The 23328-nt window shown below is 62.7% G+C and carries 19 protein-coding genes and 1 other RNA gene; 13 read left to right on the top strand and 7 right to left on the bottom strand.

The genetic code is table 11. From position 1 onward, the window contains the following. Window position 1: 1 nt before the first annotated feature. Genes fdhF through NCT05_RS12180 form a run of 3 tightly spaced genes read right to left on the bottom strand, consistent with a single transcriptional unit; the run spans window position 2 to window position 4981 of the window. Window positions 2-2923 carry a formate dehydrogenase subunit alpha gene (gene fdhF / locus NCT05_RS12190; protein ID WP_034472719.1) on the bottom strand — a complete coding sequence of 974 codons (2922 nt, stop codon included), beginning with the start codon at window positions 2921-2923 and terminating at the stop codon, window positions 2-4. Between the two features lie 16 nt (window positions 2924-2939). Beyond that, on the bottom strand, window positions 2940-4496 hold the full coding sequence (locus NCT05_RS12185) for a formate dehydrogenase beta subunit (RefSeq protein WP_008342438.1): 1557 nt from the start codon (window positions 4494-4496) through the stop codon (window positions 2940-2942). Continuing rightward, on the bottom strand, window positions 4493-4981 hold the full coding sequence (locus NCT05_RS12180) for an NAD(P)H-dependent oxidoreductase subunit E (RefSeq protein ID WP_008342437.1): 489 nt from the start codon (window positions 4979-4981) through the stop codon (window positions 4493-4495). Before NCT05_RS12180 ends, NCT05_RS12185 begins: the two co-directional genes overlap by 4 nt. Window positions 4982-5109: 128 nt before the next feature. Between NCT05_RS12180 and NCT05_RS12175 the strand changes: the two genes are divergently transcribed. Further along, window positions 5110-6180 (top strand): substrate-binding domain-containing protein, encoded by a 1071-nt coding sequence (locus NCT05_RS12175; protein WP_250502394.1) that lies wholly within the window; start codon window positions 5110-5112, stop codon window positions 6178-6180. A gap of 94 nt (window positions 6181-6274) precedes the next feature. After that, on the top strand, window positions 6275-6544 hold the full coding sequence (locus tag NCT05_RS12170) for a hypothetical protein (RefSeq protein WP_008342435.1): 270 nt from the start codon (window positions 6275-6277) through the stop codon (window positions 6542-6544). 383 nt (window positions 6545-6927) lie between these two features. Here the strand turns inward: NCT05_RS12170 and ssrA are convergent. The 4 genes from ssrA to ompA all read right to left on the bottom strand — a co-directional run bounded on the left by ssrA (window position 6928) and on the right by ompA (window position 9668). Next, window positions 6928-7286, bottom strand: a transfer-messenger RNA (tmRNA) gene (gene ssrA, locus NCT05_RS12165). 59 nt (window positions 7287-7345) lie between these two features. After that, entirely contained in the window at window positions 7346-8110 is a 765-nt protein-coding gene (gene gph / locus NCT05_RS12160) for a phosphoglycolate phosphatase (RefSeq protein WP_008342397.1), read from the bottom strand. A 4-nt stretch (window positions 8111-8114) separates the two neighbouring features. Continuing rightward, window positions 8115-8813, bottom strand: a complete 699-nt coding sequence (gene ubiG, locus NCT05_RS12155; RefSeq protein ID WP_250502333.1) for a bifunctional 2-polyprenyl-6-hydroxyphenol methylase/3-demethylubiquinol 3-O-methyltransferase UbiG — start codon at window positions 8811-8813, stop codon at window positions 8115-8117. Between the two features lie 192 nt (window positions 8814-9005). Next, the gene (gene ompA / locus NCT05_RS12150; protein WP_250502332.1) at window positions 9006-9668 is read right to left on the bottom strand and encodes an outer membrane protein OmpA; all 663 of its coding nucleotides are present in this window, start codon (window positions 9666-9668) and stop codon (window positions 9006-9008) included. 733 nt (window positions 9669-10401) lie between these two features. Between ompA and gyrA the strand changes: the two genes are divergently transcribed. The 11 genes from gyrA to lapB all read left to right on the top strand — a co-directional run bounded on the left by gyrA (window position 10402) and on the right by lapB (window position 23253). Next, a complete protein-coding gene (gyrA, locus tag NCT05_RS12145; RefSeq protein WP_075583528.1) occupies window positions 10402-13047 on the top strand; it encodes a DNA gyrase subunit A in 2646 nt (881 codons plus the stop codon). Between the two features lie 150 nt (window positions 13048-13197). Further along, window positions 13198-13812, top strand: coding sequence for a DUF2059 domain-containing protein (locus NCT05_RS12140; RefSeq protein ID WP_008342389.1), 615 nt, complete (start codon window positions 13198-13200; stop codon window positions 13810-13812). Between the two features lie 207 nt (window positions 13813-14019). Continuing rightward, window positions 14020-15102 (top strand): 3-phosphoserine/phosphohydroxythreonine transaminase, encoded by a 1083-nt coding sequence (serC, locus tag NCT05_RS12135; RefSeq protein ID WP_250502331.1) that lies wholly within the window; start codon window positions 14020-14022, stop codon window positions 15100-15102. Window positions 15103-15128: 26 nt separating this feature from the next. Then, window positions 15129-16211 carry a prephenate dehydratase gene (pheA, locus tag NCT05_RS12130; protein ID WP_250502330.1) on the top strand — a complete coding sequence of 361 codons (1083 nt, stop codon included), beginning with the start codon at window positions 15129-15131 and terminating at the stop codon, window positions 16209-16211. A gap of 34 nt (window positions 16212-16245) precedes the next feature. Then, a complete protein-coding gene (locus tag NCT05_RS12125) occupies window positions 16246-17166 on the top strand; it encodes a prephenate dehydrogenase (RefSeq protein WP_250502329.1) in 921 nt (306 codons plus the stop codon). A 21-nt stretch (window positions 17167-17187) separates the two neighbouring features. Continuing rightward, window positions 17188-18492 (top strand): 3-phosphoshikimate 1-carboxyvinyltransferase, encoded by a 1305-nt coding sequence (gene aroA / locus NCT05_RS12120; protein WP_008342383.1) that lies wholly within the window; start codon window positions 17188-17190, stop codon window positions 18490-18492. A gap of 75 nt (window positions 18493-18567) precedes the next feature. Next, on the top strand, window positions 18568-19254 hold the full coding sequence (gene cmk, locus NCT05_RS12115) for a (d)CMP kinase (RefSeq protein ID WP_008342380.1): 687 nt from the start codon (window positions 18568-18570) through the stop codon (window positions 19252-19254). Between the two features lie 112 nt (window positions 19255-19366). Beyond that, window positions 19367-21097, top strand: a complete 1731-nt coding sequence (gene rpsA, locus NCT05_RS12110; RefSeq protein WP_174447740.1) for a 30S ribosomal protein S1 — start codon at window positions 19367-19369, stop codon at window positions 21095-21097. Window positions 21098-21120: 23 nt separating this feature from the next. Further along, a complete protein-coding gene (locus NCT05_RS12105) occupies window positions 21121-21450 on the top strand; it encodes an integration host factor subunit beta (protein WP_008342376.1) in 330 nt (109 codons plus the stop codon). 295 nt (window positions 21451-21745) lie between these two features. After that, window positions 21746-22039, top strand: coding sequence for a LapA family protein (locus NCT05_RS12100; RefSeq protein WP_008342374.1), 294 nt, complete (start codon window positions 21746-21748; stop codon window positions 22037-22039). A gap of 38 nt (window positions 22040-22077) precedes the next feature. Further along, window positions 22078-23253, top strand: a complete 1176-nt coding sequence (gene lapB / locus NCT05_RS12095; RefSeq protein WP_008342373.1) for a lipopolysaccharide assembly protein LapB — start codon at window positions 22078-22080, stop codon at window positions 23251-23253. The last annotated feature ends 75 nt before the right edge of the window (window positions 23254-23328 follow it).

Below are 23328 nucleotides of genomic sequence, written 5' to 3'. Positions count from 1 at the left end.
CTTATTTTCCTGAAGAAGTCGTGGCGAGGTTGAGCAGTTCGAGCTGCTGCGTGTTGAAGCGCGAATACTCCTTCTGCCATTGCGACGGCTGCTCGACCGGCATCACCTGCACCGCCGTCACCTTGTACTCCGGACAGTTCGTCGCCCAGTCGGAAGAATCCGTCGTGATGACGTTCGCGCCCGACTCGGGGAAGTGGAACGTCGTATAGACGACGCCCGGCTGCATGCGCTCCGAGATCTTCGCGCGCAACACGGTCTGCCCCGCGCGCGACTCGATGCCGACCCAGTCGTCCATCTTGATGCCGCGATCTTCCGCGTCGACCGGATGGATCTCCAGGCGATCCTCGTCGTGCCATTGCGAGTTTTCGGTACGACGCGTCTGCGCGCCCACGTTGTATTGCGACAGGATGCGCCCCGTCGTGAGCAGCAGCGGATATTTGCGCGTGACCTTTTCCGGCGTCGCGACGAACTTCGTAATGACGAAGCGTCCCTTGCCGCGCACGAATTCGTCGATGTGCATGGTCGGCGTGCCGTCCGGCGCGCGCTCGTTGCACGGCCACTGGATGCTGCCGAGCTCGTCGAGACGTTCGTACGAGACACCGTGGAACGTCGGCGTGAGACGCGCGATCTCGTCCATGATCTCGGACGGGTTCGCGTAGTTCATCTCGTAGCCGAGCGCGCGCGAAAGCTTGATGGTCACTTCCCAGTCGGAGAAGCCCGCGAGCGGCGGCATCACCTTGCGCACGCGCGAGATGCGGCGCTCGGCGTTGGTGAAGGTGCCGTCCTTTTCGAGGAAGGTCGAACCGGGCAAGAGCACGTGCGCGTACTTCGCCGTCTCGTTCAGGAAGATGTCCTGCACGACGATGCATTCCATCGACGACAGCGCATCGGCGACGTGCTGCGTGTTCGGATCCGACTGAACGATGTCCTCGCCCTGGCAATAAAGGCCCATGAAGGTGCCGTGCATCGCGGCATCGAACATGTTCGGAATGCGCAGGCCGGGTTCCGGCTGCAGCTTCACATCCCACGCTTCTTCGAAGAGCGAGCGCGTCGCAGCATCGCCGATATGCCGATATCCCGGCAGCTCGTGCGGGAACGAGCCCATGTCGCACGAGCCCTGCACGTTGTTCTGGCCGCGCAGCGGATTCACGCCGACGCCTTCACGGCCGACATTGCCGGTCGCCATCGCGAGGTTCGCGATGCCCATGACCGTCGTCGAGCCTTGCGCGTGCTCCGTGACGCCGAGGCCGTAATAGATCGCGCCGTTGCCGCCCGTCGCGTACACGCGCGCGGCTTCGCGCACCAGTTTCGCGGGCACGCCGGTGACGCTTTCCATCGCTTCGGGCGAGTTCTCTTCCGTCGCGACGAAATCGCGCCATTGGCCGAACGCGCGCTCCTCGCAGCGCTCGGCGATGAAATCGTCCTTCAGCAAGCCTTCCGTGACGATCACGTGCGCGAGCGAATTGACCATCGCGACGTTCGTGCCGGGGCGCAATTGCAGGTGATACTGCGCCTTGACGTGCGGCGTATCGACGATATCGATGCGGCGCGGATCGATCACAATGAGCTTCGCGCCTTCACGCACGCGGCGCTTCAGCCGCGAGCCGAAGACGGGATGGCCGTCGGTCGGATTCGCGCCGATCACGATGATCACATCCGACTGTTCCACCGATGCGAACGTCTGCGTGCCCGCCGATTCGCCGAGCGTCGTCTTGAGGCCGTAACCGGTCGGCGAATGGCAGACGCGCGCGCAGGTATCGACGTTGTTGTTGCCGAACGCCGCCCGCACGAGCTTCTGCACGAGATACGTCTCTTCGTTCGTGCAGCGCGACGACGTGATGCCGCCGATCGAATCGCGTCCGTACTTGTCCTGAATGCGGCGGAACTCGCTCGCCGCATAGTTGAGCGCTTCGTCCCACGACACTTCGCGCCACGGATCGGTGATCTTCGCGCGGATCATCGGCTTCTTGATGCGGTCCTTGTGCGTCGCGTAACCCCATGCGAAGCGGCCCTTCACGCACGCGTGGCCTTCGTTCGCCTGGCCGTTCTTGTTCGGCGTCATGCGCACGACGGTGTTGCCCTTCATCTCCGCCTTGAGCGAGCAGCCGACGCCGCAATACGCGCACGTCGTGATGGCGGAATGCTCCGCCTGGCCGAGCATGATGACGCTCTTTTCCTGCAGCGTCGCGGTCGGACACGCGGCGACGCACGCGCCGCACGACACGCATTCGCTTTCCATGAACGGCACGTTTTCGCTCGCGGCGACGCGCGATTCGAAGCCGCGTCCGGCGATGGTCAACGCGAACGTGCCTTGCGTTTCCTCGCACGCGCGCACGCATCGATTGCAGACGATGCACTTCGACGGATCGTAGGTGAAGTACGGGTTCGACTCGTCCTTCTTGTCCTTCAGATGGTTTGCGCCTTCGTAGCCATAGCGCACTTCGCGCAAGCCGACGACGCCCGCCATGTCCTGCAACTCGCAATCGCCGTTGGCGGGACAGGTGAGGCAGTCGAGCGGGTGATCGGAGATATAGAGCTCCATCACGTTCTTGCGCAGCGATTGCAGCTTGTCGCTTTGCGTGCGTACTTTCATGCCCGCTTCGACGGGCGTCGTGCACGATGCCGGATAGCCGCGCTTGCCTTCGATCTCGACGAGGCACAGGCGGCACGAACCCCACGGTTCGAGCGAATCGGTGGCGCAGAGCTTCGGCACGTTGACGCCGGCTTCGATCGCGGCGCGCATCACGGACGTGCCGGCCGGAACCGTGACGCTTTCGCCGTCGATTTCCAGCGTCACGTCGACATCCGCATGACGCAGCGGCGTGCCGTAGTCGGTTTCGTCGAACGGATCGCGGCGCTGCACCGATGCCGCGCTCTTGCACGCGCAGTTGCCGGAGCCGCAGCCGTTGATGGTGTTGGACATGTTTGTCTCCTTTTCTTTACGCCGCCTTCTGCGCGGGCGTGCGGGGCAAGCCGAAATCTTCGGGGAAGTGATCGAGCGCGGACATCACCGGAAACGGCGTCATGCCGCCCATCGCGCAGAGCGAGCCGGACACCATCGTGTCGCACAGTTCGCGCAAGAGCGTGATCTGCTTCACCGACGTATCGCCCTCGCGAATCTTCGCGATGACTTCCTCGCCGCGCGTCGAGCCGATGCGGCACGGCGTGCACTTGCCGCACGATTCGAGCGCGCAGAAGTGCATCGCGTATTGCGCGAGCTCGGCAAGGTTCGACGTGTCGTCGTGAACGACGAGCCCGCCGTGGCCGACCACCGCGCCGACCTTCGCGTACTCCTCGTAATCGAGCGGAATATCCCACTGGCTTTCCGGCAGATACGTGCCGAGCGGACCGCCGACTTGCACCGCGCGCGCGGGACGTCCGCTCGCGGTGCCGTCGCCGTAGGTATAGATCAGCTCGCGCAGCGTCACGCCGAACGCGAGTTCGACGAGTCCGCCTTGCTTCACGTTGCCGGCGATCTGGAAGGGCAGCGTGCCGCGCGAACGGCCCATGCCGAAGTCGCGATAGAAGGCCGCGCCCTTCGCGAAGATGATCGGCACCGTCGCGAGCGTGATGACGTTGTTGATGACCGTCGGCTTGCCGTACAGACCCGTGAGCGCGGGAACCGGCGGCTTCGCGCGCACGATGCCGCGCTTGCCTTCGAGCGATTCGAGCAGCGCCGTTTCCTCGCCGCACACGTACGCGCCCGCGCCCTTTGCGACATACAGTTCGAACTCGTGCGACGTGCCGAGCACGCTCGCGCCGAGCCAGCCCGCGTCGCGCGCCTTGTCGATCGCACGGTTCAGCGTCGCGATCGAATGCGGATACTCGCTGCGCACATAGATGTAGCCCTTGGTCGCGCCGACCGCCACGCCCGCGATGATCATGCCTTCGATCAGCATGTACGGATCGCTTTCCATGACGAGGCGGTCGGAGAACGTGCCGGAGTCGCCTTCGTCGGCATTGCAGACGATGTATTTCTGGTCCGCCAGCGCGCCGCGCACGGTCTTCCATTTGATGCCCGCCGGAAACGCCGCGCCGCCGCGTCCGCGCAGGCCGGAATCGAGCAGCGCTGCGCAGACGGCGTCGCCGTTCATGTCGAGCACGTTGCGCAGGCCATGGAGTCCGCCGAGCGCGACGTAATCGTCGATCGACAACGGATCGGTAATGCCGATGCGCGCGAACGTCAGACGCTGCTGGTTCTTCAGATACGGAATCTCATCGACGATGCCGACGTTCTTTTCATGCGCGCTGCCTTCGTGGAAGCCCGCATCGAAGAGCGAGGCGACGTCTTCCACGTCGACGTTCGAATAGCCGATGCGCCCGTCCGGCGTCTCGACCTCGACGAGCGGTTCGAGATAGAAGAGGCCGCGCGAGCCGTTGCGCACGAGTTGGACGTCGAGGCCGCGCTTCAGCGCTTCGCTCGCGATGGCTTGCGCGACGGCGTCCGCGCCCAGCGCGAGCGCGGCGGAATCGATCGGTACATAGATGCGGGTCATGCCGTCACCTCCGCGACTTTCGTCTGCGCCGCTGCATACAGGCGGTCGAACTTCGCCGGCGTCACGCGCGCGTGCAGTTCGCCGTTGATCGTCATCGCCGGGGAGAGCGCGCATTGACCGAGGCAGAACACGGATTCGAGCTCGGTCTCTTCGGCATGGCCGCTGTCGAAGCGGCAACCCGTGTGTCCTTCGATGTGATCCTTCAGCGCTTCCGTGCCCATGCTGCGGCACGCTTCCGCGCGGCAAAGCTGCACGGTCACGCGCGCGGGCGGGGCGGACCGGAAGTGATGGTAATACGTGACGACGCCATGAACTTCTGCGCGCGACAGCGACAGCGTTTGTGCGAGCGGCGCGATCGCCGTCTCCGGCACATAGCCGACTTCGTCCTGGATGGCGTGAAGAATGGTCATCAACGTCGCGCCTTGTACTGCGTGGCGACGCACGATTTCAGCGGATGCAGCGGCGGAAAGCTGCGGATGTGTCATGGGGCTCCTCCAACACTCGGCATATGTTTTGTTGGTACATATTTGGACGGATATAATTACGGGTGCCGAGCCTGTAAAAGAACAATAGGCGTCGTGATATATCTTGGCAATAGGAAGGGGGAGTGCATATGGTGGACGTCGAATGCCGCGCGGAGCTGATCCTGCGCGATGCGGATGGCCGGGAAACCAGTCTCAGCGCGGTTGTGCCGCTTTTGAAGCTCGTCGCGCAGACGGGCAGCATCGCGAACGCCGCGAGCGCTAAGGGTTTGTCCTATCGTCACGCGTGGGGTTTGTTGCGCGAAATCGAAGCGCGGCTGGGCGGTGCGCTCATCACCAAATCGCGCGGTCGCGGCTCGGTGCTGTCCGAACTGGGCGAATCGGTATTGCGCGCGCAGCGCGTGTGCGGCGAGCGGCTCGAAACGCCGTTGCAGGCGGTGGCGAACGATGTGGCCATCGAGCTGAACCGGCGTCTCGCGGGCGGCGTCAGCCAGGTGCGGATTCACGCGTCGCACGGTTACGCGGTCGCGGCGCTCGTGCGCGCGCTGGGCGATCAACGCGTGCCGGTCGACATCAAATATCGCGAGAGCGCCGAAGCGGTGAGCGCCCTCGCGCGCGGCGAGTGCGAACTGGCGGGCTTTCACTTGCCGATCGGCGAATTCCGTTCCACTTGCGCGGACATTTATCGGCCGTTTCTGGACCGGAACAGGCATCAGCTCATCCGGCTCACACGCCGTACTCAAGGGCTGTTTCTGCCGAAGGGCAATCCGAAGCAGATTTCCGGCTTGCGCGATCTCGCGCGCGGCGACGTGCGCTTCGTCAATCGTCAGCCGGGTTCGGGCACGCGCATGCTGCTCGATCTGTCGTTGCGTAGCGTGGGCGTCGATCCCGATCAAATCAACGGCTACGCGACCACCGAGCTCACGCATTCGGCGATCGCCGCGTTCGTCGCGAGCGGCATGGCCGATCTCGGCTTCGGCGTGCAGCCCGCCGCTCATCATTTCGCGCTCGATTTCATCCCGATCATCGACGAGGATTACTTCTTCGCGTGCGAGCGCGCCCGGCTCGACGAGGCGCAGCTTGCGTCGGTGCTGCGTATTTTGCGCAGCGACGGCTTCACGGGGAGCGTCGCTCATCTGGAGGGCTACGATCCGGCGCACTGCGGCTTGCTCGTCGATGTCGACGAAGGCCTGCACGGCTGAAACGGAAACATGCTGTAAAAGAGCGGGGCGGACGCAAAACTGCCATCGACGGCGAATTGAGCTAACCTAACGCTTTGCTGTCGACTTCACTGCCATGAAACTCTCGTTGCTTGCTTGTTCTTCCGCCGCGCTCGTCGCTGGCGCGATCTATATGGTTCCCGTCGCCTTTGCCCAGAACTCGCCGGGCGTGCCGGGCGGCGTGCTGCAGGACCAATTCCGTTTGAACGAGCATCCGCAGATGCAGTTCGCGGCGTCGGCGCCGTCGGCGAAATATCAGCAGGGCAAATCGGCCATGCGCCGCCGTGGCGATAACGGCGATCCGAACGGCTGCAATCTGAAGTGTCCGCAGGACGGTTCGAACTAAGGCAAAAAAAAGACCTCGCACGGAGCGAGGCCAAGGTACTTGGAATGACACCTGGCCCGCCGCAAACCGCCGACGTTCCGAAGTGCAGCTTCAGAATAGGCTGAGGCTCGGACGGCGAGAATCGGAGTTTTCTGAGTAAACCGACTTCCGATCTGTTGGTCATTGACACAAAGCAACAGCATTCGGACCGCTCCGATACGAACGCAGCGCGTGGCCGCCTATTCTCTCGGACGTAGCGATGGTTGTCTCTGTCCTCGCTATGTCTCTCAAGGATGTTTGCCCCGCCCCCGTGCGGGGCTTTTTTTCGTCTGTCGTTGTGCCTGCCGTGCGGCCAAAGAAAAACCCGCGATGCTTGCGCGATCGCGGGTTTCACGGGGGTGTTTTGGTGGAGGCGGCGGGAATCGAACCCGCGTCCAGAAGCGCTCTACGACCAGTTCTACATACTTAGTTCTGTCATTTGATTTAACCGTAACGACGCGGACGAACACGCTGCGTTACGGCGATTCACTAGATTTTCGACTCGGGCGTCGTGACGCCACCAAAGCTTATCTGACGTATATGACCTCTCGTGGTATTGCTACCCTAACCCGTCAGCGAATTAGTGAGAGGACGGCTAGCCCTTAGGCTGCCAGTGCGAACGTATCGTCGTTTGCAGTTACGTTTTTCCCATTGATTAACGAGGTGACGGGTCCTCGGTATGCCCTGACCGCTTCACAACCCCTGTCGAAACCAGGTCGCCCCCAAGCGGAAGAGAAATTATCCCACGAAAAGCCATATGAGGCGAATCGCGGGACTTTCAAGTCAGGCGATGTCACGCAGCAGATGCTGCAACTCCTCAGGCGAATCGACGACGTGATTGGCGTGCCAGCGGCGCGGCGGAATATCGTCGCCGCAATAGCCGTAGGCTGCCGCCACGGTGATCATGCCAGCCGCGAAACCGGCCTGCACGTCGCGCAAATCGTCGCCGACATAGACGATGCGCTCCGGCGCGACATCCAGCAGCTCGGCCGCGTGCAGGAGCGGTGCCGGATGCGGCTTCGAATGCGGCGTCGTGTCGCCACAGACGAGGCAGCCCGCGCGCGTGTCGAGTCCCAGCAAGGCCACGAGCGGCGCGGCGAACCGCGTCACCTTGTTCGTGACGATGCCCCAGCGCACGCCGCGCGCATCGAGTTGATCGAGTATCTCGGCGATGCCCGGAAAGAGCGTTGTCTCGATGCACAAATCGGCTTCGTAATTGGCGAGGAATTCCTCGCGCATCGACGCGAAGTCGTGATGCTCCGGCCCGATCTCGAACGCGCCGCCGAGCAGACCGCGCGCGCCCCCCGACGCGAACGGCCGCAACGTTTCGAGCGGGCGCATTTCGAGGCCGCGATCGTGCCGCATCTTGTTCACCGCGGCGACGAGGTCGGGCGCGGTGTCGGCGATCGTGCCGTCGAGGTCGAACAGCACGGCCTGGCACAGCCCGAGGCCATCGCCTTCTGCGAGGCGCTGGGGCAGGGGATTCGTGTCTTCCGGAAGGGGCGTGGTATCGATGGTGCCCGTAGACAAGGGATCGTCGTTGGTCATGGCGTCAGGCTTCGCGGCGGCAAGCCATCATGTAGTTGATGCTCGTGTCGTTCGACAGGCCGAAGTGCCTGGAGATCGGCCGATACGTGATGCCCTTGATATCGACGGGCAAGAGCGAGGCGGCGCGCGCGAACGTGGCGAGCTCCGACGGTTTGATGAAGCGCGCGTAATCGTGCGTGCCGCGCGGCAGCATGCGCGCGATGTATTCCGCGCCGATGACGGCGAACAAATACGCCTTCGCGTTCCGGTTCAACGTGGAGAAGAATACCCAGCCGCCCGGCTTCACGAGCGCGGCGCAAGCGGCAACGGTGCCCGCGGGATTCGGAACGTGCTCGAGCATCTCCATGCAGGTGACGACGTCGTATGAGCCCGGTTCGCGCGCGGCGAGCGCTTCCGCCGAGATTTCTTCGTACGCGACCTCGACGCCGCTTTCGAGACTGTGCAGATCCGCGACGCCGAGCGCGCTCGACGACAAGTCGATGCCTTTGACGTTCGCGCCGCGCGTGGCCATCGACTCGGACAAAATGCCGCCGCCGCAGCCGATGTCGAGAACGCGTTTGCTCATTAGATGCGCGTGCGTGTCGATCCAGTCGAGCCGAACCGGGTTCAGTTCATGCAGCGGCTTGAACTCGGCGTTCGGGTCCCACCAGCGATGCGCGAGCTCGCTGAATTTCTGCAGTTCGTGGGGATCGACGTTGGTCATGTTCGGGAGTGCCTTGTTTGAGTCGTGGATCGATTAGGACCGAGTATATAGGCGACGCAATGGGCGGGCAAAACGCGCCATAGCCGAAGCCTACCTGAATCGGCGGCCCATTAAACGAATGCGCGAAATGCTTCGGGCATAAAAAAACCCCCGCCGAGGCGGGGGTTTGATCTGCGGCAATCCTGCTCGCTATTACTGCTGCGGCTGACGCGTCGTGCCGACAACTTCGACTTCCACGCGACGATCCGGTGCGAGGCAAGCGATGAGTTGCTTGCGATTCTTCTGTTGGCAGGTACCCTTCGTGACCGGGTCGCGCTTGCCCTTGCCTTCCGTGTAGATACGGTTGGCTTCGATGCCCTTGCTGACCAGGTAAGCCTTCACAGCTTGCGCACGGCGCAGCGACAGACGATCGTTGTACTTGTCCGAACCGATGCGGTCGGTGTAACCCGTTGCAACCACGACTTCGAGGTTCAGCGCGCCGATCTTCGATGCCAGGTCGTCAAGCGCCGTCTTGCCAGCCGGCTTCAGAACAGCCTTGTCGAAGTCGAACAGGGCGTCAGCTTGATACGTGATCTTCTGCGTCGTGATAGCAGGCGGCGGCGGAGCGACCGGCGTCGGCGGCGGTGCAACTTGCGCGACCAGCGCGCCGTCGCACTTCGCGTTTGCCGTAGCCGGCGTCCAGAATGCGTCGCGCCAGCACAGTTCGTTCGTGCCGTTCATCCACACATACTCGCCCGTACCGTTCACCCAGTTGTCATTCACGGCTTGTCGCGAGGCCGGCACCGACTGTGCCGAGGCCGATGCAGCCATAACTGCGGTAGCTGCAATGAACGCGAGCTTTGAAAGTTTATTCATATTTCTCCTCTCGAAATTGAGATTACCGCAGGTTTACTGCGAGCCTGTAGACGAAGACAAGTCATACATTGCTCGAAGTATAACATTCCCTACGGAACAAAACGCGCTGTATAGACTTCGAGCAGTGTCTAAGTTTGTGCGTTGGCATTTTGCCATATCGTTCCCTTGCAACGATAAAAATATCCCCGCACGCTGCACGCCCGCAACCTTATGTGGTGCATGCGCAACAAGAAGGGGACAGGAGACGGTCAGGCCCGAAGAAGGCGCGAAATGCGCGCATATTGCGTGCCTGAATGCCATTTCCTGCGTGTTTTTATCGCGGGTACTTTATCGATCAGCAAAAAGACGAGGCGGCATGATAGCCCGCCGAAGTGACGAAAGGACGGAAATCGTTCCCCGGTTTTTGTAAGTAATTGGTACGACGTTGCGCAATGCGAACTCGGCGTGCACATTCTGGCTGGACGCGCGCAACACACTGTATGTATACAGCAGTCGTCAGGGCGCCAATGTCGCGCATGGTAGAATCTCCTGATGCGCTGCGTTCGCACGCATAAATATGACATGCGCAGCATATGCACCGTACGCAGCGCTCAGAGGCGTGCGCCGCATATGGGGGCGCGCAGCGTACGCCGGCTACGCCCCGCGGCAGCCTCATGTCGTGCGGCTGACGGGCGAGTTTCGCGAAATCGTCGCGCGCTGCCGTGTCGCCGCTGCATAGTTCAAGACACGGATAATGGATCAATTCGCCAAAGAGACTCTGCCAATCTCCCTCGAGGAGGAAATGCGCCGCTCGTATCTCGATTACGCGATGAGCGTGATCGTCGGGCGGGCGCTTCCCGATGTACGCGATGGCTTGAAGCCGGTGCATCGTCGGGCGCTCTACTCGATGCACGAGCTGAACAACGACTGGAATCGCGCGTACAAGAAGTCGGCGCGTATCGTCGGTGACGTCATCGGTAAGTACCATCCTCACGGCGACGCGTCCGTCTATGAGACGATCGTTCGGATGGCGCAGCCGTTCTCGCTGCGCTACATGCTGGTCGATGGCCAGGGCAACTTCGGTTCGGTCGACGGCGACAACGCCGCGGCGATGCGTTACACCGAAATCCGCATGGCGAAGATCGGCCACGAGCTTCTGGCCGACATCGACAAGGAAACGGTCGACTTCGGGCCGAACTACGACGGCAGCGAAAACGAGCCGCTCGTTCTGCCGGCGCGCATTCCCAATCTGCTGATCAATGGCTCGGCCGGCATCGCGGTCGGCATGGCGACCAACATTCCGCCGCACAACCTGCGCGAAATCGTCGACGCCTGCCTGCATCTGCTGAATACGCCCGAGGCCACCGTAGACGAACTCATCGAGATCGTGCCGGCGCCGGACTTCCCGACCGCCGGCATCATCTACGGCGTGGCGGGCGTGCGCGACGGTTATCGCACGGGGCGCGGGCGCGTCGTGATGCGCGCGGCCACGCACTTCGAAGAGATCGACCGCGGCCAGCGCATGGCCATCATCGTCGACGAAATTCCGTATCAGGTGAACAAGCGCACGCTGCTCGAGCGCATCGCCGAACTCGTCAACGAGAAGAAGCTGGAAGGCATTTCCGATATTCGCGACGAATCCGACAAGTCGGGCATGCGCGTCGTGATCGAGCTGAAGCGCGGGGAAGTGCCGGAAGTCATTCTGAACAACCTGTACAAGCAGACTCAGCTGCAGGACACGTTCGGCATGAACCTGGTCGCGCTCGTCGACGGCCAGCCGAAGCTCCTCAACCTGAAGGAGATGCTCGAGTGCTTCCTGTCGCATCGACGGGAAGTGCTGACGCGGCGCACTGTATACGAACTGCGCAAGGCCCGCGATCGCGGGCACGTGCTCGAAGGTCTCGCTGTCGCGCTCGCTAACATCGACGAATTCATCGCGATCATCAAGGCCGCGCCGACGCCGCCTATCGCGAAGCAGGAACTGATGGCGCGTCCGTGGGATTCGTCGCTCGTGCGCGAAATGCTCACGCGCACCGAGACCGAGGCTTCGGGCGGCCGCGCGGCGTATCGTCCGGAAGGGCTGAATCCGGCATACGGCCTGCAGGAAGACGGTCTGTATAAATTGTCGGACGTTCAGGCGCAGGAAATTCTGCAGATGCGTCTGCAGCGCCTGACGGGTCTGGAGCAGGACAAGATCGTCGGCGAGTATCGCGAAGTGATGGCGCAGATCGCCGACCTGCTCGACATCCTCGCGCGGCCGGAGCGGATTCGCCAGATCATCGTCGAGGAGCTGGGCCAGATTCGCGCCGAGTTCGGCGACGACCGCCGTTCTCGTATCGAGATGAACGCGACCGAGCTCAACACCGAAGACCTCATCACGCCGACGGACATGGTCGTCACCATGTCGCATTCCGGTTATGTGAAGTCGCAGCCGCTTTCCGAATATCGCGCGCAGAAGCGCGGCGGTCGCGGCAAGCAGGCGACGCAGATGAAGGAAGACGACTGGATCGACACGCTCTTCATCGCGAACACGCACGATCACATGTTGTGCTTCTCGAATCGCGGCCGCGTGTACTGGATCAAGGTCTATGAAGTGCCGCAGGGCTCGCGCAACTCGCGCGGCCGTCCGATCGTCAACATGTTCCCGCTGCAGGATGGCGAGAAGATCAACGTCGTCCTGCCGGTCAAGGAATTCTCGGTCGACAAGTACGTGTTCATGACGACCGCGCTCGGCACGGTCAAGAAGACGCCGCTCGAAGCGTTCAGCCGTCCGATGAAGAAGGGCATCATCGCGGTCGGTCTCGACGAGGGCGATTACCTCATCGGCGCCGCCATCACCGACGGCCAGCACGACGTCATGCTGTTCTCCGACGCGGGCAAGGCCGTGCGCTTCGACGAGAACGACGTGCGCGCGATGGGCCGCGAGGCGCGCGGCGTGCGCGGCATGCAGCTCGAAGACGGGCAGCAGGTCATCGCGATGCTCGTTGCGGGCGGCGAGAATCAGTCGGTGCTGACGGCGACCGAGAACGGCTACGGCAAGCGCACCCCGATCAACGAGTACACGCGTCATGGCCGCGGCACGAAGGGTATGATCGCGATCCAGACGTCGGAGCGTAACGGCCGCGTCGTCGCGGCGACGCTCGTCGAGCCGGAGAGCGAGATCATGCTGATCACGACCGCGGGCGTGCTTATTCGCACGCGAGTTTCGGAAATCCGCGAAATGGGCCGTGCAACTCAAGGTGTTACACTCATCAGCCTTGACGAGGGAACGAAGTTGTCGGGACTGCAGCATATCGCCGAAGCGGAAGCCGAGGCCGAACTCGAGGCAGACGCCGGTTCGGAAGATTCTGCAGCGAAACCGGGTGACGCGGAAAATGGTGAAGGCGAAGAAAACGCCTGATATTTTTTGTGTCTCAACGCTCTCGTTATCGCTTTTGAAAGCTCGGATTGGTTAAGCTGCGCGACGTGACATGAGCGGGTTGCCGGCGTCGAAACGACAGGCAACGCTCGTCGCCAGTGCTGAACTGGATATTTTTTACAGGGAGTAATAATGCAAGGACGTTTCAAGCAGTGGATGTTGCTGGCCGCTTTCGTGCCGACCTTCGCGATGGCTCAGTCGCTTCAGAATCAGGCGCCCGCGCAAACGGCCGCACCGGCAGCCGCAGCAGCACCGGTTGATCCGGCCAAGCAAGCCGCGATCAAGGACCTGCTCGACGCGATCGACGCGCAGAAGCTGGTCGGTGCGATCGGTAACAGCGCGCAGATGCAATCGAAGCAACTCGTGCCGGCGATCCTCTCGGACGCGCTGTCCGAGAACAAGACGATGAACGACAAGCAGAAGCAAGCCGCCGTTCCGACGCTGCAGAAGAACGCAGTGCCGAAGCTGGTCGACTCCGCCGGCCAGGTTTTCGCCACCGACGCCTTCCGCAAGGACGCGATGCAAGCTCAGTACGACGCATACGCCAAGTACTACTCGACGGACGAGATCAAGGATCTGACCAACTTCTACAAGAGCACGACTGGCCGCAAGTTCATCCAGGTTCAGGACCAGGTTGGCCGCGACGTCGTGAATGGCCTGATGCAGAAGTACATGCCGCAAGCCATCAAGGCAACGCGCACGCAAGCCGATCAGGAAGTGGCGAGCGTCAAGCCGAGCGCCAAGTAAGCTCGATGACGTCGGCCTGACGGGAATCCGCCGGCGGGGCTCACCGCCCCGTGCATTGGCGGGTTTTCAGGACAGTGCGATAATGGCTGTTTGCGCGCGAGCGCAAGCAGCCATTTCTTTTTCGGGCGCGAAAACGGTGATTGCGCGGTCTTCGCTGCATTCGCCGCGCAATTCGCGCCTGCCGAATCGGATTTCCGGGACCTCCAGATGCGCGTGTTCAATTTCTCCGCCGGCCCAGCCGCCATGCCAGAAGAAGTCCTGAAGCAGGCAGCCGATGAAATGCTCGACTGGCAAGGCAGCGGCATGAGCGTGATGGAAATGAGTCACCGCGGCGCGGAGTTCATGTCGATCCACGAGGCCGCGCTCACCGATCTGCGTGAACTGTTGGACGTGCCGGCGTCGCATCGCATTCTGTTTCTGCAGGGCGGCGGCATCGGCGAAAACGCCATCGTGCCGATGAATCTGCTCGGCAAGCGGCAAACCGCCGACTTCGTCGTCACCGGTTCATGGTCGACGAAATCGTTCAAGGAAGCGCAGAAGTACGGCACGCCGCATCTCGCGGCGAGCGGCAAGACCGAAGAAGGCTTCACGCGCGTGCCGGCTTTCAGCGAATGGAAGCTGTCGGACGATCCGGCCTACGTGCATCTGTGCAGCAACGAAACCATCGACGGCGTCGAAGCCTTCGAGATTCCCGATCTGGGCGACATCCCGCTCGTCGCCGACGCGTCCTCGCACATCCTCTCGCGCCCGATGGACATCGCGAAGTTCGGCGTGCTCTTCGGCGGCGCGCAGAAGAACATCGGCATGGCGGGCGTGACCGTCGTGATCGTGCGCGAAGACCTGCTCGACCGCGCGCTATCCATCTGTCCTTCGGCGTTCGAGTGGAAGACCGTCGCCGAGAACAACTCGATGTACAACACGCCGCCCACGTATGCGATCTACATCGCCGGTCTCGTGTTCAAGTGGCTGAAGAAGCAGGGCGGCCTCACGGCGATCGAAGCGCGCAACGTCGAAAAGGCGAAGCTGCTGTACGACACCATCGATTCGAGCGATTTCTACGTCAACAAGGTCGAGCGCCCGAACCGGTCGCGCATGAACGTGCCGTTCTTCCTCGCCGACGAATCGCGCAACACCGATTTCCTGGCCGGCGCGAAGGTGCGCGGGCTGTTGCAACTGAAGGGCCACAAGTCCGTCGGCGGCATGCGGGCATCGATCTACAACGCGGTGCCGATCGAGGGCGTGAAAGCGCTCGTCGATTACATGAAGGAATTCGAGCGCGAAAGCGCTTAAACCTGGCTTCAAACATCAAGCACCGCATGGACGACGATCTCAACACAAGACTCAAACCGCTGCGTGAGCGCATCGATGCGCTCGACGCGCAACTCATCGCGCTGCTGAATCAGCGCGCTTCCGTCGCGCTCGAAGTCGGCGAAGTGAAGAAGCATTTCAATGCGCCCGTGTTTCGTCCGGAGCGCGAGATGCAGGTCATCGCGCGCCTGCAGGAAATGAGCAACGGGCCGCTCGCCGACGAGCACATCGCGTCGATCTGGCGCGAGATCATGGCCGCGAGCCGCGCGCTCGAACAGACGATCAGCGCTGCGTTCCTCGGCCCGGTCGGCACCTATAGCGAACAGGCGATGTTCGAATACTTCGGGCATTCGATTCAGGGCGTGCCGTGCCCGTCGATCGATGAAGTGTTCCGCGCCGTCGAGGCGGGCGCGGCGCAGTACGGCGTCGTGCCGGTCGAGAATTCGGCGGAAGGCGCGGTGTCGCGCACGCTGGATCTGCTGCTGCAGACGTCGCTCCTGATCGGCGGCGAACTCGCGTTGCCGATCCATCACAATCTGCTGACCGCGTCCGGCATGCTCGACGGCGTGAAGCGCGTATGCGCGCATCCGCAGGCGCTCGCGCAGTGCCAGCGCTGGCTGTCCGCGAACGCGCCGCATCTGGAACGGCAAGCGGTGTCGAGCAACGCGGAAGCCGCGCGCATGGCGGTCGAAGATCCGACGGTCGCGGCCATCGCGGGCGATCGCGCCGCGACGCATTACGGCCTCGGCGTCGTGTTCTCGATGATTCAGGACGATCCGCACAATCGCACGCGATTCGTGATCGTCGGCAAGCAGCCGACGGATTCGAGCGGCCACGATCAGACGTCGCTCATCGTCACGGTGAAGAACGAATCCGGCGCGGTCTTCAAGCTGCTCGAGCCGCTCGCGAAACACGGCGTTTCGATGACGCGCTTCGAGTCGCGTCCCGCGCGTTCGGGCGCGTGGGAGTACTACTTTTATATCGACATCGAAGGCCATCGCGACGATGCCGCGGTTGCGGCCGCGCTCGACGAACTCGGGCGCAAGTCCGCGTTCCTGAAGATTCTCGGTTCGTATCCGCGGGCGCGTTGAGCGGCCGCTTCGTTTTCAGCTTCAGGCTGCATCGATGTTCTCTTTCAATAAACTGGTTATCTTCGGCGTCGGCCTGATCGGCGGATCGCTCGCGCGCGCGTTGCGTGAGCGCGCGGGACTCGAAGGTCGCGTCGTCGGCGTGGGTCGGTCGCGTGCGTCGGTCGAGCGCGCCATCGAACGCGGCGTGATCGACGAAGCCGCCGCGCTCGACGACGACGCCGCGCTCGTCAAGGTGCTCGAAGGCGCCGACGTGGTGCTGCTCGCCGCGCCCGTCGCGCAGACCGAGCCGCTGCTCGCGCGCATCGCGCCGTTTCTCGACGCGCGAACCATCGTCACCGACGCCGGCAGCACGAAAGCCGATGTCGTCGCTGCGGCGAAGCGCGCGCTCGGTGCGCGCGTCGCGCAGTTCGTGCCGGGCCATCCGATCGCCGGGCGCGAGTCGAGCGGCGTCGATGCGGCATTGCCCGATCTGTACGTCGATCGCAATGTCGTGCTGTGTCCGCTGCCGGAAAATGCGGCGGATGGCGTCGAACGCATCGCGTCGATGTGGCGCGCGAGCGGCGCGTGCGTGCGTCAGATGAGCGAGGCGCAGCACGATCGCGTGTTCGCGTCGGTGAGTCATTTGCCGCACGTGCTCTCGTTCGCGCTCGTCGATCAGATTCTCGACACGCCCGATGCCGATCTGAAATTCTCGTTCGCCGCGGGCGGCTTTCGCGATTTCACGCGCATCGCGGCGTCGAGTCCCGAAATGTGGCGCGATATCTGTCTCGCGAACCGCGCCGCGCTGCTCGCCGAGCTCGACGATTACACCGCGGTGCTCGCGCGTTTTCGCGCGGCGATCGACGCATCGGACGGCGCGGCGCTCGAAGCGGCGTTCGCGCGTTCGCGCGTCGCCCGGAAAGAATGGCAGGAACGCGGCGGCATCAAGCCTTCGAACGACATCGCCGCCAAGTAAGCCGCGAAACAAGGAAACAACATGGAACATCTCGATCTCGGACCTTTTTCCCGCGCGTCCGGCACCGTGCGCCTGCCCGGCTCGAAGAGCATTTCGAATCGCGTGCTGCTGCTCGCGGCGCTTGCGCACGGCGAAACGTCGATCACGAATCTGCTCGATTCCGACGACACGCGCGTGATGCTCGCCGCGCTCCGGAACCTGGGCGTCGCCGTGCGCGAGGACGGCGAGCGCGTGATCGTCGGCGGGACGGGCGGCGCGTTTCCGTCGAAATCGGCGGAGCTGTTTCTCGGCAACGCGGGTACGGCGGTGCGTCCGCTGACCGCGGCGCTGGCCGTGAACGGCGGCGAATATCGCGTCCACGGCGTGCCGCGCATGCACGAGCGGCCGATCGGCGATCTCGTCGACGGGCTGCGTCAGATCGGCGCTGCGATCGATTACGAGCTCAACGACGGCTTCCCGCCGCTCAGGATCCACGCCGCGAAGATCGCCATCGACAAGCCGATCCGCGTGCGCGGCGACGTGTCGAGCCAGTTTCTCACCGCGCTCCTGATGAGCCTGCCGGTCGTGGAAGGCCGTAACGGTCCCGTTACGATCGAGATCGAAGGCGAACTCATTTCGAAGCCGTACATCGAAATCACGATTCGTTTGATGGAGCGCTTCGGCGTGACGGTCGAGCGCGACGGCTGGGCGCGCTTCACCGTTCCCGCCGGCGTGAGCTACAAGTCGCCGGGCGCGATCATGGTGGAAGGCGATGCGTCGTCGGCCTCGTATTTCCTGGCGGCGGGCGCGATCGGGCATGGACCGGTGCGCGTGGAGGGCGTCGGTCGTTCGAGCATTCAGGGCGATGTCGGCTTCGCGGACGCGCTGAACCGCATGGGCGCGAACGTGATGATGGGCGAGGACTGGATCGAAGTGCGCGGCGTCGAATCGGACGATGGCAGGCTCGCGCCCATCGACATGGATTTCAACCTGATTCCCGACGCCGCGATGACGATCGCCGTGGCCGCGCTCTTCGCCAGCGGCACGACGACGCTGCGCAATATCGCGAGCTGGCGCGTGAAGGAAACGGATCGCATCGCCGCGATGGCGAACGAGTTGCGCAAGGTCGGCGCGACCGTGGAAGAGGGTGCGGATTATCTCGTCGTCACGCCGCCGGCGAAACTGACGCCGAACGCCGCGATCGACACCTACGACGATCACCGCATGGCGATGTGCTTTTCGCTCGTGAGCCTCGGCGGCGTGCCGGTCCGCATCAACGATCCGAAATGTGTGGCTAAAACCTTTCCGGACTACTTCGACCGCTTCTCGACGCTCGTGAAAGCGTAACGGGAGCGCTGTACCGTGAAACGCGATGACTTCGACTTCCATGACCGTAATAACGGGCCAGAACGGCCAGACTCAATGAAACCGACCCGTCCTTTCGACCCAACACCAGTGATTACCATCGACGGGCCGACGGCGTCGGGCAAGGGCACGGTCGCGGCGATCGTCGCGGCGACGCTCGGCTTCCACCTGCTCGACAGCGGCGCGCTCTACCGGCTCGCGGCGCTCGCGAGCATCCGCTACGAAGTGGACAAGGACGACGCCCCCGGCCTTGCAAAACTGGTCGAGGCGCTCCATATCACGTTCCGCGAAGGTTGCGCGCAGCTCGATGGCGCCGATGTCTCGGGCGAAATCCGGCAGGAAGAAGTCGGCAACCGCGCCTCCGCGATCGCCGTGCATCCCGAAGTGCGCCAGGCGCTCGTCGCGCGCCAGCGGGCTTTTCGCAAGCGCCCCGGCCTCGTCGCCGACGGCCGCGACATGGGCACGGTCATCTTCCCCGACGCCACGCTGAAGGTGTTCCTGACTGCAAGCGTCGAGGCGCGCGCGGCGCGGCGGTATAAGCAATTGATGCAAAAAGGTTTTTCTGCTAATATGGATGACTTGCTGCGAGATTTGCGCGCACGCGATGCCCGGGACATGAACCGGAGCGCCGCGCCGCTCAAGCCCGCGGCGGATGCGAAGACGCTGGACACCTCCGGTTTGTCGATCGATCAAGCGGTCGAGCAGATCATCGGCTGGTTCAGCGAGATTCGTGTAGTGCAGTAGAAGTAAGGTGCTCTGCCGGGAGGCAGGGCGTGTGTTAAACCATTTAACCCCGTATGGCGTTGCGCATCTGGGTAAAACCCGCCGGTTCATTCCGAATCACCGCGCAAAGGCCGTGCAAATATCGATTTTTATGTCCGACCTGCAAACCTCCACCCCGAATACCGAATCCTTTGCGGCTCTGTTCGAAGAGTCGCTGACCAAGCAGGACATGCGCGCCGGCGAAGTGATCTCCGCCGAAGTCGTGCGTGTCGACCACAACTTCGTGGTCGTCAACGCTGGTCTCAAGTCCGAAGCCTATATTCCGCTCGAAGAATTCCTGAACGACGCGGGTGAAGTGGAAGTGCAGGCGGGCGACTTCGTTTCCGTCGCGATCGACGCGCTGGAAAACGGCTATGGCGACACCATCCTGTCGCGCGACAAGGCGAAGCGCCTCGCTTCGTGGCTGTCGCTGGAAAAGGCGCTGGACAACAACGAACTCGTGACCGGCACGATCACCGGCAAGGTCAAGGGCGGCATGACCGTGATGGTCAACGGCATCCGCGCGTTCCTGCCGGGTTCGCTCGTCGACACGCGTCCGGTCAAGGACACGACGCCGTACGAAGGCAAGACGCTCGAATTCCGCGTCATCAAGCTCGATCGCAAGCGTAACAACGTGGTGCTGTCGCGCCGCGCGGTCATCGAAGCGACGCAGGGCGAAGAGCGCGCGAAGCTGCTCGAGACGCTGAAGGAAGGCGCGATCGTCGAAGGCGTGGTCAAGAACATCACCGACTACGGCGCGTTCGTGGACCTCGGCGGCATCGACGGCCTGCTGCACATCACCGACATCGCATGGCGCCGCGTGCGTCACCCGTCGGAAGTCCTGTCGGTTGGCCAGGAAGTCACCGCCAAGATCCTCAAGTTCGACCAAGAGAAGAACCGCGTTTCGCTCGGCATCAAGCAACTTGGCGACGATCCGTGGGAAGGCATCTCGCGCCGTTACCCGTCGGGCACGCGCCTGTTCGGCAAGGTCACGAACATCACCGACTACGGCGCATTCGTCGAAGTGGAATCGGGCATCGAAGGCCTCGTCCACGTGTCGGAAATGGACTGGACCAACAAGAACGTTGCGCCGTCGAAGGTTGTTCAACTGGGCGACGAAGTCGAAGTCATGGTTCTCGAAATCGACGAAGACCGCCGCCGTATCTCCCTCGGCATGAAGCAGTGCAAGCCGAATCCGTGGGATGACTTCAGCCGCAACTTCAAGAAGGGCGACAAGATCAGCGGCGCCATCAAGTCGATCACCGACTTCGGCGTGTTCATCGGTCTGCCTGGCGGCATCGACGGTCTGGTTCACCTGTCGGATCTGTCGTGGTCGGAAACCGGCGAAGAAGCCGTTCGCAAGTACAAGAAGGGCGACGAAGTCGAAGCCGTGGTTCTGGGCATCGACGTCGACAAGGAACGCATCTCGCTCGGCATCAAGCAGCTCGAAGGCGATCCGTTCAGCAACTTCGTGGCGATCAACGACAAGGGCGCTATCGTCGACGGCGTTGTGAAGTCGGTCGATCCGAAGGGTGCGGTCATCACGCTGTCCGGCGAAGTCGAAGGCTACCTGCGTGCTTCGGAAATCGCGCAAGACCGCGTGGAAGATGCGCGCAACGTGCTGAAGGAAGGCGAGAAGGTCAACGCGATGATCATCAACATCGATCGCAAGTCGCGTGGCATCAACCTGTCGATCAAGGCGAAGGATTCGGCCGAACAGCAGGAAGCCATGCGCAGCCTGCAGGGCGACTCGAACGCCGCCGCGACCGGCACGACCAACCTCGGCGCGCTGCTCAAGGCCAAGCTCGACGGCCAGAACAGCTAAGCCCTTAACGGCACAGCTGCAGAATGACCAAATCGGAATTGGTCGCCCAGTTGGCGTCGCGATTTCCGCAACTTGTCCTCAAGGATGCGGATTTCGCGGTGAAGACGATGCTGGATGCGATGTCGGAGGCTCTGGCCAACGGTCATCGCATCGAGATTCGCGGCTTCGGCAGCTTCGGGCTCAATCGTCGTCCGTCGCGCGTCGGGCGCAATCCCAAGTCGGGTGAAAAGGTGCTGGTGCCGGAGAAATTCGTGCCGCACTTCAAACCGGGCAAGGAATTGCGCGAACGCGTCGACGGCCGCGCGGGCGAGCCGCTGAAAGCTTCGAATGACGACGATGCCGACGATCTCTGATCGGCACGCATCCTGACTGATGATCCTTCAGGATTTTCGGTTCGCGGCGTCGGCCTGCGAGGCAATCGACCAGAAAAGCACCCTTCGGGGTGCTTTTTTTATGCGCGGCGTTTCGATAGCAGCGATCCAGCGCGACGGGTGCGTTGTTTGCTAAAAATTCATGCGTCGAGCGGGCGACTGCCGGCGCCCGGGAGCATCAATTACAATACCGGTCACTTTGACCTGGGTGTTCAACCGCGCAGGCCCGGCCGAAACGGAAGGGCCCTCTGGTGCAACCGCTCTTGCGAGACCCTACATGAAATTCATCGTCTGGCTGATCCGCGTTCTGGTATTCGTGCTGTTGCTGGTGCTGGCGCTCGCCAATACCCAGCCCGCGACGCTGAACTTTCTCGCGGGCTACGCGTGGCAGGCGCCGCTTATTCTGATCGGCCTCGCGTTTTTCGTGGTGGGATTGCTCGCGGGGCTCGTGTCGGCTGTGCCGGCCAGGGTGCGTCTGCGCATGGAGAACGGGCGTCTGAAGCGCGAGCTGCGCGTCGCTCGCGAGACGCCGGTGGTGAAGGAAGAACCGCCGATGCCGCCGCTCATCTGACCTTTCGCGCAGACATCTGACACTCAACGACTAATCGCATGGATCTAGACTTCTGGTGGCTGCTTGTCATCCCCGTCGCTTTCGCGCTGGGGTGGATGGCGTCCCGCTATGACTTGAAAGCGCTGTTATCCGAAAATGCGAATCTGCCGCGCTCGTATTTTCGCGGCCTCAACTTTCTGCTCAACGAGCAACACGACAAGGCGATCGATGCGTTCATCGAAGTCGCCAAGCTCGATCCCGAAACGATCGAACTGCATTTCGCGCTCGGCAATCTGTTTCGCCGTCGCGGAGAGACCGATCGCGCGATTCGCGTGCATCAGAATCTGTTGAGTCGCGCCGATTTGCCGGTCGCGGAACGCGATCACGCGCTCTACGAACTCGGACAAGATTTTCTGAAGGCGGGCCTGCTCGATCGCGCCGAGGAAACGTTCAAGTCGCTCAACGCCGGCGAATATTCGCTCGGCGCGCAGCGCGCGCTGCTGACCATCTACGAGATCGAAAAGGACTGGCCGAAATCGATCGCGACGGCCGAGCAGATCGAAAAGATGGGCGCGCCCTCGCTGCATATGGAAATCGCGCATTTCCACTGCGAGCTGGCGCAGGAAGCGCTTCAGCGCAAGAATCCAGATGGTGCGCGCGCCGAACTGAAGCTCGCGCTCGCATCGAACCCGGACAACGTGCGCGCGACCATCCTGGCAGGCGATGTCGAAGCGGCCGCCGGCAACGTCGATGTCGCGATCGCGCACTGGAAGCGCGTCGAGGAGCAGAACGAGGCGTATCTGCCGCTCGTCGCCGAGAAGCTGATGAAGGCGTACGCCGCGCTCGGGCGCAAGGAAGAGGGCGTCGATCTGCTGATCGATTACGCGACGCGCTATCCGTCGAACGATCTGCTCGATGTTGCCTACAAGCACGTTCAAGAGTTGCGCGGTCTCGAAGCCGCGCACGAGCTGGCACGCAAGCAGATGCAAAGCGCGCCGAATCTCGCGGGCATGACGCGTCTGCTCGAGGCGCAGGAGGCGACGGCCGACGAGCCGCGCCGCGGCGAGCTCGAACTGATGCGTAATCTGGTGAAACAGCGCACTAAGAATCTGCCGCGTTATACGTGTCAAACTTGCGGGTTCCGTGCGCGTCTATTCTATTGGCAATGCCCCGGCTGCAGCGGCTGGGAGACGTACGCGCCGCGTCGCGTCGAGCCGATCACGAGCTCGGCCTGAGCCAGCGCGGCGAGCATGACATCGGGCGGCGCGCGAATGCGCCGCTTCTGCCACCGGCATTTCAGGAACAACCGG

It is taken from the genome of Caballeronia sp. AZ7_KS35 (assembly GCF_023631045.1).
Lineage (GTDB): Bacteria > Pseudomonadota > Gammaproteobacteria > Burkholderiales > Burkholderiaceae > Caballeronia > Caballeronia zhejiangensis.
Note: the sequence above shows the minus strand (reverse complement) of the source record. Positions and strands in the feature narration are given on the sequence as shown.

Coding starts and splice junctions, on each gene's coding strand:
- ubiG (WP_250502333.1), bottom strand. CDS start 8,813: ATGACCAACGTCGATCCCCACGAACTGCAGAAATTCAGCGAGCTCGCG.
- gyrA (WP_075583528.1), top strand. CDS start 10,402: ATGGATCAATTCGCCAAAGAGACTCTGCCAATCTCCCTCGAGGAGGAA.
- serC (WP_250502331.1), top strand. CDS start 14,020: ATGCGCGTGTTCAATTTCTCCGCCGGCCCAGCCGCCATGCCAGAAGAA.
- NCT05_RS12140 (WP_008342389.1), top strand. CDS start 13,198: ATGCAAGGACGTTTCAAGCAGTGGATGTTGCTGGCCGCTTTCGTGCCG.
- pheA (WP_250502330.1), top strand. CDS start 15,129: ATGGACGACGATCTCAACACAAGACTCAAACCGCTGCGTGAGCGCATC.
- NCT05_RS12175 (WP_250502394.1), top strand. CDS start 5,110: ATGGTGGACGTCGAATGCCGCGCGGAGCTGATCCTGCGCGATGCGGAT.
- NCT05_RS12100 (WP_008342374.1), top strand. CDS start 21,746: ATGAAATTCATCGTCTGGCTGATCCGCGTTCTGGTATTCGTGCTGTTG.
- NCT05_RS12170 (WP_008342435.1), top strand. CDS start 6,275: ATGAAACTCTCGTTGCTTGCTTGTTCTTCCGCCGCGCTCGTCGCTGGC.
- lapB (WP_008342373.1), top strand. CDS start 22,078: ATGGATCTAGACTTCTGGTGGCTGCTTGTCATCCCCGTCGCTTTCGCG.
- NCT05_RS12185 (WP_008342438.1), bottom strand. CDS start 4,496: ATGACCCGCATCTATGTACCGATCGATTCCGCCGCGCTCGCGCTGGGC.
- gph (WP_008342397.1), bottom strand. CDS start 8,110: ATGACCAACGACGATCCCTTGTCTACGGGCACCATCGATACCACGCCC.
- NCT05_RS12180 (WP_008342437.1), bottom strand. CDS start 4,981: ATGACACATCCGCAGCTTTCCGCCGCTGCATCCGCTGAAATCGTGCGT.
- ompA (WP_250502332.1), bottom strand. CDS start 9,668: ATGAATAAACTTTCAAAGCTCGCGTTCATTGCAGCTACCGCAGTTATG.
- fdhF (WP_034472719.1), bottom strand. CDS start 2,923: ATGTCCAACACCATCAACGGCTGCGGCTCCGGCAACTGCGCGTGCAAG.
- cmk (WP_008342380.1), top strand. CDS start 18,568: ATGAAACCGACCCGTCCTTTCGACCCAACACCAGTGATTACCATCGAC.
- NCT05_RS12105 (WP_008342376.1), top strand. CDS start 21,121: ATGACCAAATCGGAATTGGTCGCCCAGTTGGCGTCGCGATTTCCGCAA.
- aroA (WP_008342383.1), top strand. CDS start 17,188: ATGGAACATCTCGATCTCGGACCTTTTTCCCGCGCGTCCGGCACCGTG.
- NCT05_RS12125 (WP_250502329.1), top strand. CDS start 16,246: ATGTTCTCTTTCAATAAACTGGTTATCTTCGGCGTCGGCCTGATCGGC.